General features: G+C 40.7%; 13 protein-coding genes and 2 pseudogenes. 2 read left to right on the plus strand and 13 right to left on the minus strand.

What is annotated here, in order from left to right:
- Positions 1 to 320 precede the first annotated feature (320 nt).
- On the plus strand, positions 321 to 503 hold the full coding sequence (locus ACR32F_RS25900; protein WP_440112162.1) for a transposase: 183 nt from the start codon (positions 321 to 323) through the stop codon (positions 501 to 503).
- 131 nt (positions 504 to 634) lie between these two features.
- Positions 635 to 1084 (plus strand): annotated as a pseudogene (locus ACR32F_RS25905) (IS5 family transposase); the annotation flags it as partial.
- Between the two features lie 170 nt (positions 1085 to 1254).
- On the opposite strand, the gene nagA reads toward ACR32F_RS25905, so the two are convergent.
- From nagA to ACR32F_RS25970, 13 genes and pseudogenes are all read right to left on the minus strand, one after another.
- Complete coding sequence (nagA, locus tag ACR32F_RS25910; RefSeq protein ID WP_440112165.1) at positions 1255 to 2490, minus strand: N-acetylglucosamine-6-phosphate deacetylase; 1236 nt, start codon at positions 2488 to 2490, stop codon at positions 1255 to 1257.
- A complete protein-coding gene (gene nagB, locus ACR32F_RS25915) occupies positions 2487 to 3215 on the minus strand; it encodes a glucosamine-6-phosphate deaminase (RefSeq protein WP_440120015.1) in 729 nt (242 codons plus the stop codon). Before nagB ends, nagA begins: the two co-directional genes overlap by 4 nt.
- A gap of 10 nt (positions 3216 to 3225) precedes the next feature.
- Positions 3226 to 4089, minus strand: a complete 864-nt coding sequence (locus ACR32F_RS25920) for a MurR/RpiR family transcriptional regulator (RefSeq protein WP_440112167.1) — start codon at positions 4087 to 4089, stop codon at positions 3226 to 3228.
- Between the two features lie 1008 nt (positions 4090 to 5097).
- Positions 5098 to 5298 carry a hypothetical protein gene (locus tag ACR32F_RS25925; protein ID WP_440112170.1) on the minus strand — a complete coding sequence of 67 codons (201 nt, stop codon included), beginning with the start codon at positions 5296 to 5298 and terminating at the stop codon, positions 5098 to 5100.
- A gap of 9 nt (positions 5299 to 5307) precedes the next feature.
- On the minus strand, positions 5308 to 6012 hold the full coding sequence (locus ACR32F_RS25930; protein WP_440112172.1) for a hypothetical protein: 705 nt from the start codon (positions 6010 to 6012) through the stop codon (positions 5308 to 5310).
- Between the two features lie 790 nt (positions 6013 to 6802).
- On the minus strand, positions 6803 to 7540 hold the full coding sequence (gene pyrH / locus ACR32F_RS25935) for a UMP kinase (RefSeq protein WP_440112174.1): 738 nt from the start codon (positions 7538 to 7540) through the stop codon (positions 6803 to 6805).
- Between the two features lie 916 nt (positions 7541 to 8456).
- Positions 8457 to 8558, minus strand: a pseudogene (locus ACR32F_RS25940) (LuxR C-terminal-related transcriptional regulator); the annotation flags it as partial.
- Between the two features lie 7 nt (positions 8559 to 8565).
- A complete protein-coding gene (locus ACR32F_RS25945) occupies positions 8566 to 10113 on the minus strand; it encodes a recombinase family protein (RefSeq protein ID WP_440112176.1) in 1548 nt (515 codons plus the stop codon).
- A gap of 12 nt (positions 10114 to 10125) precedes the next feature.
- On the minus strand, positions 10126 to 10305 hold the full coding sequence (locus tag ACR32F_RS25950) for a hypothetical protein (protein WP_440112179.1): 180 nt from the start codon (positions 10303 to 10305) through the stop codon (positions 10126 to 10128).
- 157 nt (positions 10306 to 10462) lie between these two features.
- Positions 10463 to 11137: a hypothetical protein gene (locus tag ACR32F_RS25955; protein ID WP_440112181.1), complete on the minus strand. Its 675-nt coding sequence runs from the start codon at positions 11135 to 11137 to the stop codon at positions 10463 to 10465.
- A 99-nt stretch (positions 11138 to 11236) separates the two neighbouring features.
- Positions 11237 to 11470, minus strand: coding sequence for a hypothetical protein (locus ACR32F_RS25960; protein WP_440112183.1), 234 nt, complete (start codon positions 11468 to 11470; stop codon positions 11237 to 11239).
- A gap of 136 nt (positions 11471 to 11606) precedes the next feature.
- A complete protein-coding gene (locus ACR32F_RS25965; protein ID WP_440112185.1) occupies positions 11607 to 11981 on the minus strand; it encodes a type II toxin-antitoxin system PemK/MazF family toxin in 375 nt (124 codons plus the stop codon).
- Positions 11982 to 12555: 574 nt separating this feature from the next.
- Positions 12556 to 12786, minus strand: a complete 231-nt coding sequence (locus ACR32F_RS25970) for a hypothetical protein (protein ID WP_440112187.1) — start codon at positions 12784 to 12786, stop codon at positions 12556 to 12558.
- Positions 12787 to 12843 lie beyond the last annotated feature (57 nt).

Raw genomic sequence — 12843 nt, forward strand, 5'->3', positions numbered from 1 at the left:
GTCCAAACTTCCAAAAAACCTCATAAATCGTTGGAAGATTTTTCAACCTTTCCAAGTATATTATATTCTCGAATATCAGTTTTTTGTTTTTCTCTTTAAAGATACTTAGCTTATAAATAAGATAGTAATAATCCAAGAATATAATAAGAAATCAATATAAGCAAAAACGAAAAAAATTTTATCTTCCAGCACAAGATTAATTAAGTTAGGTTCTTTAATTAATGTATATTGTGACATTATAACTTGCTAATTCCAATTGAGGTTCTCAGTTACCCAAAAGATAACTATATTACTTCGTAAGAAAAGCAACTAGAGCGTGTATGAAAAGACGATACGAAATTCGAGACGACCAATGGGATCAAATTAAACATCTGCCACCTCCTGAACGAAAACCTCAGGGAGGGCGAATTGCCAAAGATAATCGAACGATGCTGAACGCCATGCTTTGGGTTGCCAGATCTGGAGCACCATGGCGTGAATTGCCTGTACATTACGGTTCATGAAAAACCGTGTACACGCGTTTCAGACGTTGGTAGATTGCCGGAATTTGGGGTGGAATATTGAAACATGTTTCCATCACACCTGACTTTGAAAACATCATGATCGATGCAACGACCGTTCGCATCCACCAACATGGAGCGGGCGCAAAATGGGGCAGCAATTCCAGGCGATCGGGCGATCCCGAGGCGGAATAACGACAAAAATACATGCCATTGTCGACGGTCTTGGTAACCCGCTTCGTTACAAGTTAACCAGCGGTCACCGTCATGACTGCGTAACAGGGTATCAAATGCTTAGGTCGATGGAACTTCAAGGGATGAACGTGATTGCTGACCGAGGATACGACATGAATAACATTCTAAACCTCCTCGATGAGAAGCAAGCTAAGGCGGTCATTCCAAACCGAAAACATCGCAAAATTCAGCGTGAGTGCGATTGGTGGTTGTACAAAGAACGCCATCTCGTGGAATGTTTATTTAACAAATTGAAGCACTATCGCAGGCTGGCTACACGATATGATAAGTTATCCTGGATGTTTGGAGTCTTTTTAACCCTGGCTTCTATTTTGCTATGGTTAAATTAGGTTTGAAGACACGCTCTAATACGAACCCAAGAATAAAGATTCCAATTTAAAATCATAAAAATCTCTTAACTTTTGAATATATACTCCTCCGTTTTATTCTCCATCTAGTCATAGCAAAACGGCTAACCTATATACTGGTTAACCGTTCCTTATAAGTTCGATCCTGATATTTATTTATCGGATAATTCCACAGAAATTTCAAGTTTTTTGCCCTTCACCCACACACCTTCAATATCCAGCTCCGCATTCAGCAAAACAATATCCGCCTGTTTCCCTTGAGCAAAGGAACCCGTCCGATGATCAATACCGAGTAACCGCGCCGGGGTCAGGCTGGCTGCCCGTGAAGCTGCATTCAGACTCAAGCCTACCTCCTGCACGAGATAGCGGAAACCGCGAATCATTGTCAGTGTGCTTCCAGCCAGTGCACCACCGTCTTTCAGTCTGGCCTCACCATGCTTTACGATTACCGGAAGATCGCCAATCTTGTATTCTCCGTCATCCAGTCCCGCAGCGGACATCGCATCCGTGATCAGCACAAGCTGATCGACAGGTTGCTTCAGTTGAGCCAGGATGGATATCGCCGCAGGATGCACATGGATACCGTCGGCAATTACCTCTGCACTAATTCTTGGATCACTCAACACCGCTCCGGCAGCGCCGGGATTCCGATGATGTAGGGGTGTCATGGCATTGAATGTATGCACCGCATGGTGCAACCCCGCTTCAACCGCCTGCTGAACCTCTTCATAGGTCGCATCGGTGTGACCTAACGCTGCCGTAATACGCTGCTCGCGTAACCACGCAATGACTTCCAGCGCGCCTTCACGTTCTGGTGCCAGTGTAACCTGACGAATCAGACCAGGATATTGTTTCTCCCATGCTTCGAGCCAGGACACATTAGGCAATACGATATGATCCGGGTTCTGCGCACCAGGCCATTTTGGGCTAAAAAAAGGTCCCTCCAGATGTACACCTTCCAACTGTGCATATTGCATTGAACCGGAACGATAGCGGTCGACTTCAACAAGAACGCTATCCAGGCGCTCTTTCGGAGCCGTCATGGATGTTGCCAGCATCGCTGTGGTCCCTTGTGTACTATGGAATGAGGTGATCTTATCAAGCACTTCCGGATTTGCGTCCATGAAGTCTTCTCCATTACCGCCATGCACATGGATGTCAATAAATCCAGGCACGATGACACCCTGTTCAGGTACAGGCAGCGATACCGCTTCATGTCGAATATGTTGGGGCAGTCCCTCGGGTGACCCCGCATAGAGAATTTTCTCCTGTCTCCAGGCAAGAACGGCATCTTCCACGATGCCTTCAGGCAGCACCATTTTGCCCCGAAGAAGAGAAACGGTTCGGTCACTCTCCTTGATAGTAACGTTTATATCCGATGCATTCACTTCACCAACCTCCCTGCAGCACGGTCGAGCAATACCACCACATTGGGATGACATTGCAAAAGCGATGCAGGACAGGCTGTTGTAATCGGTCCCATAAAGGCTTCGCGAATAATCTCCGCTTTTGCCTCACCACGAGCGATCAGCAAGATTTGTTTGGCTTTCAGAATTGTACCTACACCCATCGTAATGGCCTGAGCCGGAACTTCATCGATGCTGTCGAAGAAGCGTGCGTTCGCCTTTCTTGTCTCTTCTTTCAGATCCACGACATGTGTCCGTCCTGTAAGCTCAGTCCCAGGTTCATTGAAGCCAATGTGCCCATTATGTCCGATGCCCAGCAATTGAAGGTCTACAGGTCCACGGTCATCCAGACGTTGTTCATAGGAAATACATTCTTGTTCCAGATCTACTGCCTGTCCATCCGGTACATGGGTTTTGGCGAGATCCATATCAATGTGATGAAACAATTGTTCATTCATGAAACTACGATAGCTTTCCCGATGTTCTACCGGAAGACCGACATACTCATCCAAGTTGAAGGAAGAGGCATGCGCGAAGCTAACTAAACCTTTGCGATACAAGGCAATAAGCTGTGTATATATGCCCACTGGAGAACTTCCCGTTGCCAGACCCAGTACTGCACGTGGTTTCGTCTGTAATAAACTGGCGATCATCCCGGCACCCGTGGCATTCAAATCTTCTTCATTTTCAAAAATACGTATGTTCATCTTCATCTTGTTAGGCACCTCCGTTATGTTGAACGCGATAGGACTGTACATTGTGATACGATTGTTCCAGTTTGGGGATAAAACGGTCGAAGTTGGCACTCACCATGCCTGTGAACAAAATATCCACCACATGCAGCAATGCTATGCGTGAAGCCATATCTCCACGCCTCATGCCTTCCTCAAGTGAAGACGTAAACAGCGGAATATCTGACACCGCAGCAAGTTTGTTATTCCCATAAGAAGTCAGCGAAATGGTAGAGGCTCCCGTCTGTTTGGCACAATGCAGCGCATCAATGGTCTCGGGCGTTTCTCCCGAATAGGATACAGCCATAGCCACATCCCCCTCACCCAGTGAGGAGGCCGATGTGATTTGCATATGTGAATCCGAGAAGGCTGTACAGCTTTTGCCGATCCGCACCAGTTTCTGATAGAAATCCTGCGTGACAATCGATGAGGTTGCGACACCGTACAGATCGATTCGACGAGCGTCACACAATAATTGAACCGCATGTTCCAGTCGGCCCAAATCCAGCAAGCGGGTAGTATCTGCAATGGAGGCAAGGTGGTTGGCTTCAATGGCTTCCACAATTTTGGATAAAGGATTGCCTGCCACAATGTCCTGATACGCAGTTTCATTGGAAGAGTGGGACAATTCTGCCGCAAGCTTCATTTTGAAATCGGGAAATCCCTTGAAATGGAATGACTTGCAAAAGCGGGTTACCGTAGCCGCACTCGTTCCGCTCTGCTGCGCAAGATGGTTAATAGTCCAGCCCGGAATATCGGACGGGGACTGCAAGATGAGTTCTGCAATACATCGCTCCTGAGATGGAAGATTATTCAGTTCCTGCTGCAACGCATGTAATATGGCTGCCATGGACATGCCCCTTATCTGAAAATTATTTTTATAATTTTATAATATTCTAAGAAAATAATTTTTATAGTTTCATTTTAATCAAGACCATGATGTTAATCAAGAGGGATTTCGACGCTTATAGAATGAAATGGGATTTCCGGTATGAATGAAGGAGTGCCTTCGATTGAATCAACGACAGCGTCAAAAATGGATTCCTTCCACCTGGATTATTGCCATTAAACATAGTGAAAATAAATTCAGTTACAGTTGGCCGCTCATTGGGGAGATTTGAAGTACATTTCTCAATTAATTTATGTAGGGGTCACAGTGGACCAACGTCCGTACGTATCTAATTTTATTTTACGGTCTACTGAAAAACGTAAGTTGATTGGTGCTTCCTCAATTGTGCTATTCTAAGCTGTTCTTTTGCTGTCATATTTGTATTAATTCCTGTTGAAGTATTTTCTCAATTTTATTCTTCTGGATAGATGAAGCTCTCATTCATCAGGTAGTTGCTTGTTCATCCACGTCCTGTCGGTACAACTCCAATACCCAATAAATTCATCTTCGTTAAATATATGTTTACGTATGGAGTATTTAAATCACTAAAAAGGGCTCCTCCCGTAGTCCAGGACGCCCCAAGTGCGGGTCAGCGATCACGTACCTGGATATGAAGGGAAAACAGTGGGTGTGGGCGTAAAGCCAGGGAGCTTGAAGAAAATGAACCGGAGAATGTTAGGCGAATCGATCAGATTTATGAGATGATCAAGGGCATTAGTAAGATATTTGAGGTTAGAGCCGGACACAGCTCAATAGAAACAAACTCTATATATTTTAAAACAGAAGATTCTATTTTCTGGCATGGATGCTTGTAGGGGAGAATGCATGTTAGAGGGGATATATTTCATTATTTTCTGAAGATAAGCAGAAAAAAAAGGCATCTCCTGAAGGAGATGCTTTTCTTGAGTAGAAACATTGTATGATTGCTACTGGGAATCATTCGTCCTAAATTGAGGAAGTATACATATATTACTCTCTTTCTTCATCATCTAATCGCCGACGAAATACCAAAGCCGAGACAGCAAATATAATAAAAGATAATGTTGAAGCAGCAGTAACCATCTTCAACACATTTCCTATTGGGGGGTTAAACAACAGAGCAATTGAGATGATTAAAACGGCACCTGTTAAACCCATTCCCAAAATCGAGATCGCTAAAATCTTGTTCATCAAATCACCTCACAAGTAATTGAAACAAGCTACTGCTCCAGCGATACCACCAGCACCAAGAACTGCATATGCACCAATACATGCAGCACATATCGGAGCAGTCACTGGTGTCGGTACTGCACACGAACCACCGCACGCAACCGCAATAATATAAGCCGCCGTACCACCAATGCCAAGCACTGCTCCAAGACAACCTGCCACTGCGCCTACACTCTGCGGTTGAATTCCAGAGTTAACTGGCTCTTCTGCAAGTATTTCTTCATCTGTGATATAAGGTCTGTCAGTGTCCACGGATTTAACAACTGATCCATTCAAATACGTCTCAACTCGGAAGTTTCCTGCTTCATTCTTGGTCACCAACATTTCATTTGTCTGCAATACGGTATTATCCTCATCGAAAAATACTGTTACGTTACTAGGAAGGCTATAATCCCCATGCAAAGGAACTGTAACAACCGTAACTCCACCGCCAACCGTGTACACACTCGATTTTTCCAAATCAAAAGCAGACACAGGGGCGATATTCTCAATTTCACCTTCTTCTACTCCATGTAGCGTTGCATCGATCAATTCCTTGGCTTCATTACCTATAACTACAGCAATATTTTGGCTGTTATCCGCTTGTGCTGTAACACTCAAATTTGGAGATAAACTTAAACAGAAAATAGACAAAATCATTAATACTGGCAAAAAGACCTTTTTCGCCTTTAACATAGTAAAACCTCCTATTTTTTAATATTTCGTCATAACATTTCCTCTTCAAGATTGATACCGTCTGTACGCAATTGCTTAGATACCAGTTCGATAGCATCTGCATGTTCAATGAGGGCTTTTTCTTTCTCGTTTTCCGGCGTACCTGGGAGTGTATTATAGAACTGAATGCTGCTAGGCCTGGATTTGGATTTCTTTTCCTGCCCTGAGTTGGTCTCCTGACACGTTGCCCATTAAGCTGAAGCTTAGGGCAAACGTACCCACAATTAACCAAGTCTTCTTAAATTTCAATAACATTCACGCTCCTTATAACAAGTTTTGAGGATTTCCCTCACATATATAGACACTCAAAAAGGAAAATAGTTACTTTTTACATCCATCATTTTGTAATATAGTCCAAAAAAATACAGAAAACCACCTATATGGACGACACACCATAGAAACAAATTCCACATACTAAGTACGAAAACCCATCTCTAAAGGTATACAAAAAAGGATCGTTAACATTTCTGCAACGATCCCTATTGTCATCCGTTAGTTGTAAACCGCAGTTGATCACGTTGATTCTTTGAGCATTAAGCTAACGTTTCCCGTTAGCGTAATGTTCTGTACTTCTACCTATGATACGGATCACCGTAATGAATCAAAACATAAAGTATCTTTTGATCACAAGATATACATATCAATATAAACAAAATCCCACTCCATGACCGAGTTGGATTTTGAATAGAACTTCTCTTTTGTGGAACTATCGTTCCGCTAAATCAAGGGAGAGTAGTATTTCTAACATACTTCATTCCAACTCTAAAATTGATTCGCCACTAATTATCGTACCATTATTCTTACCCTCACAGATTTCTTTCATCGAACCTGGTTTATCGAAGTTAAACACATGCATTGGCAAATTGTAGTCTCTTGCCAAAATGAAAGCTGATTGGTCCATTACCTTTAAGTTGTGTTCTAAAACGTCGTTGTAATGAAGCGAACGAAATTTCTTTGCATTTTTATCAAATTTAGGGTCTGCACTAAGAACACCATCAACACCTTGCTTTGCAACTAATAAAGCGTCACAATTAACCTCGATGGCTCTTTGTACTGAAGGATAGTCTGTTGTAACGTAAGGTTGACCGTTCCCTCCTGCAAAAATTACAATATAGCCTTTTTCTAGATGGTGAATTGCTTTTAGACGGATGTATGGTTCTGCAACTGAAGTAATAGGTATAGCGGTCATTACCCGTACTTCCTTTTTGGTCTTGGCTTTAAGTACTCCACGAAGCATTAAACTATTTACTACAGTCGCAAGTGTTCCAATGTTGTCAGCTTCTGCCCTTTCTATCCCCCAGCTTTCCGCCATATTACCTCGAAAAATATTACCCCCACCAATAACTAATGATACTTCAACTCCTAAGTTTACTATTGACATAATTTCATCAGCGATATGGTCCAATCTTTCCGGCTCAAAACCAAATTCAGAGTTTCCGGCGACTGCTCCGCCACTTAGCTTGACGAGAACTCTTTTATACCTTGACAATTATTACACCCCCATAAAATAAAAACACTAAAGCAATAAATGCTTTAGTGTCCTAATGGAATGGAAATATGAAATTACACAAGCCGACTGAATATAAGTCTTACGATTCCACCTCATACCCCCACCCCTTCCATGTTTTTCCGTTAAGTAATTTTACATTACGTGAGGCTAAATTGCAATTACCGTCAATATTAAATCTGCAAGCAATTTCAATAAGTTATAGAATGATTTACGATGAGCCGTATCAAAGAGCTACCTTGCCACTATACTGCCCGTTAGCTTAATGAGGAACTCATCATCCTAATATAATTTTCCTGTTCTCTACTTTCTGTAAAGGTATGGATTTATAAACAGCTTCGAGAAAACCAGCTAGAGAAGCTAGTACATCTTGGAATGCAACCTGTTCTTTGATCTCTTAAGCGACGCATGAAAGCTAGCCATTGTTTTGACCGACCTTCGTCATTAGCGAAATCTCGCTGAAACAGAGGATGCTCCTTTTCTAATGCTGTGCCACGGCGTTGGAAGGTTTCGAACACTGCCTCGTAAAGAATACGACCATCAAAATCATTTGTCGTTAACATCTATAAAATCTTTCGTTCGAGTAAAACCATGATTTTGTCTCAAAACTCTTATTGCCATCATTACAATTTGCTCGTTCATACGTGTCCCACCACTCATTTATGTTCAGGTATTTCGTATTCCTTAAGGTATACAAGTAGTCTCTGTGATAACCCCTGCACCCCTGCACTTACACACAAATGCAGAACAAAACATAATTATTTTGAGGTTGGAGGGAACAACAATTTATAGATCGATTAGTTACTTAACAAACAACAAAAAAGTCTTTCCCCATTCTTCATGATGAAGAATAGAAAAAGACTTTCATGCTGCTTCATTTCAACTGTGTAGTATCGCGTCAGATCTTCAGTTCTCCGAGCTTAATCAGCTCTACAACTGCCTGCGAACGACCCTTAACATTGAGTTTCTGCATCACATTCGAAATATGGTTTGAAACACACAAAAAACTATAGCCTACCCAATACGGAATGGATCTCAACATTGTTTGCTTTATCAACAGTGATATTTGAAACTAACTTTCGCAGAATCAGGTTTACTTGGTCTACTTCAGTAAATTGACTCAGATTCGATAATTCATCAAGCGAAATGTTTATTTCCTTAAATTGCTCATTGTCATTCAAAGCTCGTTCTAAATCAGTTTTCATCTTGAATAACTGTTCTTGTTTCTGTTTGATCTCTTGTTCATACTGTTCCTTCTCAAACTCATATTGCTCATCATCAATCTCATCGTTTAACATTTGCTTTCGGATTTCAAAAAGCAATTTACGTGCATTCTGTATCTGCTTTTCTAATTTAACAACTAACTTTCCGGTGTCTTCCCTTGCTTTTTTGGTGATAGTTATCGCTTTCCCTGATTTAATCTTAGCTTTCAGTTTCTCGTTCAAGCTTTCTATAAGAGCATCTTTAAAATCATCGTATGGAATCCTATTGTGATTGTCACATCCAGTTTCGCCTTGTCTTCTCCTCTTAGAACAAACTAAGTAACGATAATCGTTCTTCTTACCTTTGGATGTAACAATGTTTAATGATGATCCACAATGCTTACATTTGATTATTCCAGCAAATACATTAACCTTGTTTCTTACCCCTCCACGCTTACCTCCACCACGTTCTAAGCGTATATCCTGTGCTTTTCTAAATAATTCTTCACTAATAATGGCTTCATGAGTTTGCTTGCCACTATCTTCCCATAACTCCTTATCACGCTTTACCAGCTTTCTAGATTTATCCGATATGTTGTTGATATCGTTATAAACCTTTACAACTGTGAACTTATTAAATATGTTTTTACCTGTATATATCTCATTCGTTAATATCCGCTCTACAGACGTTACTCCCCATTTCCCTCCTCTGTAAGAGGGAATGTTCTCTTGATTAAGATATTTTGTTATAGCCTTCTCGCCCATTTTCTGGTTGACATACATATCAAAAATCAACTGTACAAGGCTTGCTCTATCGTTAGGTACAATTGTTTTCCTGTCATCAATGTTCACTTTGTCATAGCCAAGAGGAGCAATAGTGCCCAGATAATTCCCTTTCATACCAGATTGCCTGATTCCTCTTCGTGATGAGATGCTGATTTGCTCACTTAGTTTTTGGTTAACCGCTGAAAAAATCTGAAACTTAAACTCATCATGATCAACTTGCGAATCATAGTTCTCGTCCAATGAAATTACTCTCAAGCCTAGCTTATCTACGAGAATTCTTTTCAATCCAAGCGAGTCGTAAGTGTCACGAGAAAATCTAGATAAAGAAGAAAAGAGGATGGTCTTAAAGTAACCTCTACTTGCATCCCCAATTAGTGTCTGGATAGATGGTCTTCCAACAATGGATGTACCACTATCCCTGTCTACATATATGTACTCTTCGCAAACCTTTAAACTTAACTGTCTTGCTTTCTCTTCACAATCCATTCGTTGGTGTTCTGGACTGAACTTTTGGGATTCCTTCGTTGTGGATACCCTAACATATATTGCTGCATCCTCATATCTCATATGGCTTTCCCCTCAGTCTTTGGATTCAATTGTGATATTATAGTCTGTTGTAGGGAAATTTTTGATTGCTCTTTGTACTACAGTATCAATTAAAAATTGAATTGCTTCTTTTGCTTCTTTTTCGCTACGGTTATCATCTATAAAAATAAAGTTGAATGAGTTGGAAAGTTTCTGCTTATTCGTTTCCTTCATCCCTACACCACCCGTTTGACTTTCATACGGATAATGTATGCGAATGCTGCTTGGACGAATGACAGACAATGTTTTTGCTGTACTTTGGATATCTATTCACCTCCTTAACTCTTTATCCGAGGTGACAGTAGGTGTCACCTGATGACACTCCACGAGACTATCCAGAATCAATCCTAAGACCTGTTCCAGTTGAATCACTTGACTGCAAAAGAACCGTCCTTCCATCAGGTGTATTTGTAAATACCCCAGTGTCGTTATCTAGCTTAGGTAAACCCATTTCTTTCTTTGCATCTGTTATCGAATCATATCTTCTAAATGTCCCGAGAGCATTGGATTGATTGTTTCCTATCTCAAAGGCATAAACTGGTTTGTTTACCGCTCTCTGAGTATTCTCTCTGAAGGAAAGCAATTGAATGTTGTCAAGTCGATATCCAACATGTGGATCAGTTTTAATACGGTCTATGGTCGGACGATATGATTGCTGTTGATCATTCTCTAGAAAAATGTTGGTCTGCTCAATCCACTGTAACCACATATCTGGCTTATGTCTGATGATGTCCATTACCCCATTCAAAGGCACATCCCACTCACAGAATACTCCCTCGTATATACCCTGCGAATACCGACAACTGTGAATTCGTGATTCAAACGATTTAAAAAGGAGATATGCCGCATATTCATGCTCTTCCTCGATAATTTCATTCTCAATTAGACTCTGCACACATAAAATTCCTCTTGCTAAATATGTATTGTCACCACCGTACTTTCTAGTCCACTCCTTAATCTCTGATGGAGGAATGATACGTGGTCTCCCCTTCTTCTTATCTGCCACTAATTTCAACAACCTTTCTATACATATATTATTTTATCGTTTATAACTTTAAAATAGAAGTCGGACATCCTTTGCCCGACCTCTCTAACTGTATAATTGCTACTTGCTAACTTCCTTGTAATATTTCAGATGAAGATGCGGGTTATAGAACATCTCGGTGTTGTTTGTATATGTATTGTCAATCACATAGAGTTCCCCCACTGTAAATATTGAACCGTTATCAACTAAAACTTCATATAACTTCCCAACTGTAAAATCACTCGTCTCACCGTTCACCAATTCAATAAAATCTGCTTCATTGATGTCTGCAACTTCTCTCAACTCAGGCCGCATTTTGCTTTCCTCCGTGTTTTTATATATTTGATAGACACAATTGACGGGAAATTAAATCAAATCAATCGCATCACCACCCTCATTGTAGCGTCAATGGTGTCTAAATATATGAAACACTTAGTAAATCGTATGTAAACTAATCCCATGCACTGATATAGCCCATCTGTATCTGTCCAGCTCGATCCAGTTGAGGTATGTAGGTCGAGGGAACTTCACCAATCCTCCACAATAGCTGATCCTTTTCAATCGTAGTCATAGTCTCGAAGAGAACTATACTATCGTCTCGTAAACCACATTCGGTAGCATCTAGATTTACATGTGTAGGCATGTCCTTTTTCCGCGCTTTAGTTATTGTCGCCACTTGTATTGTTGGGCTGTATTTGTTGCCGACATCATTCTGTACGATCAAAACAGGTCGCTTCCCTCTCTGAACGCTTCCACTGCTAGAATTACACAATTGTGCGAACCACAGCTCGTAACGTCTATATTCAGTCTTTTGAGCAGTCAACATTTCGTTTCACTCCATTTGTCGTTTTCTTTATAGTTGTTATTATATATCCTATAATTTAAAATTACAAGTATTATCTTTACATAATTGAGGATAAAAAAATAGGATCAGGCTTATTTGCCCAATCCTTTGGTTATAATAAATTTTGTAAAAAAAACCTATTTATAAGGCTTTTTAGTAGCAAATTTCTATGTAAATTTGGTATTTCATAAAGAATGGATCAGGCTTAGTTAGCCCAATTCTTTGTGTTTGTTACTACATATGTAATGCTTTAGCTAACATCTCCATAATCTTTATGTATTCCGTAGGAGTAGCTGTTTGAGGTATTTTAAACTCTAGTTGGTTACGACTCATAGTATACAGTTTGTTTTTTCTCACGCTAGTTTTGACTTTTAGATTAACCTGAACATCGTAAGGGGGTCTAGGAGGAGTCTTAGTACAACTACAAACAACAACATCTTCCCTATCTTGATCCCCTACGATGAACACAGGAGCTTGTCTGTCTGGTTGACCTATTGCACTATACGTAGCAAAGATAAAATCCCCGTGTTTTGCAGACTTCCTCATTTGATTAAGCCTATTTCTCATTGAAGAGTTTTCTGAGTTCATCCTCATACCAACCTTTGAAATAATCTTGATCATCTTGCATATCATAAGCATCGTTCTCAGTTATACTAACTGGCTGAATTGTGTTTAAATCAAGAGCTTTCCGCATTTCGCTAACAGTAGCACCTTCGTCATTCTGCTTAACCTTAGACGCTAAAATGTTATTAGGTAAAGACACTTTTCTTCGTAATGTTAAGTTCATATCCTCGTCCTCCTGACACATATTACACACTCCTTCACACAGTTATTTAGTAAAAGT

It is taken from the genome of Paenibacillus hebaui, assembly GCF_051934385.1.
Taxonomy (GTDB): Bacteria; Bacillota; Bacilli; order Paenibacillales; family Paenibacillaceae; genus Paenibacillus.

Coding starts and splice junctions, on each gene's coding strand:
- ACR32F_RS25965 (WP_440112185.1), bottom strand. CDS start 11,981: ATGTTGACTGCTCAAAAGACTGAATATAGACGTTACGAGCTGTGGTTC.
- ACR32F_RS25925 (WP_440112170.1), bottom strand. CDS start 5,298: ATGAACAAGATTTTAGCGATCTCGATTTTGGGAATGGGTTTAACAGGT.
- ACR32F_RS25920 (WP_440112167.1), bottom strand. CDS start 4,089: ATGGCAGCCATATTACATGCGTTGCAGCAGGAACTGAATAATCTTCCA.
- ACR32F_RS25900 (WP_440112162.1), top strand. CDS start 321: ATGAAAAGACGATACGAAATTCGAGACGACCAATGGGATCAAATTAAA.
- ACR32F_RS25960 (WP_440112183.1), bottom strand. CDS start 11,470: ATGCGGCCTGAGTTGAGAGAAGTTGCAGACATCAATGAAGCAGATTTT.
- ACR32F_RS25945 (WP_440112176.1), bottom strand. CDS start 10,113: ATGAGATATGAGGATGCAGCAATATATGTTAGGGTATCCACAACGAAG.
- nagB (WP_440120015.1), bottom strand. CDS start 3,215: ATGAACATACGTATTTTTGAAAATGAAGAAGATTTGAATGCCACGGGT.
- ACR32F_RS25970 (WP_440112187.1), bottom strand. CDS start 12,786: ATGAACTTAACATTACGAAGAAAAGTGTCTTTACCTAATAACATTTTA.
- ACR32F_RS25930 (WP_440112172.1), bottom strand. CDS start 6,012: ATGTTAAAGGCGAAAAAGGTCTTTTTGCCAGTATTAATGATTTTGTCT.
- ACR32F_RS25950 (WP_440112179.1), bottom strand. CDS start 10,305: ATGAAGGAAACGAATAAGCAGAAACTTTCCAACTCATTCAACTTTATT.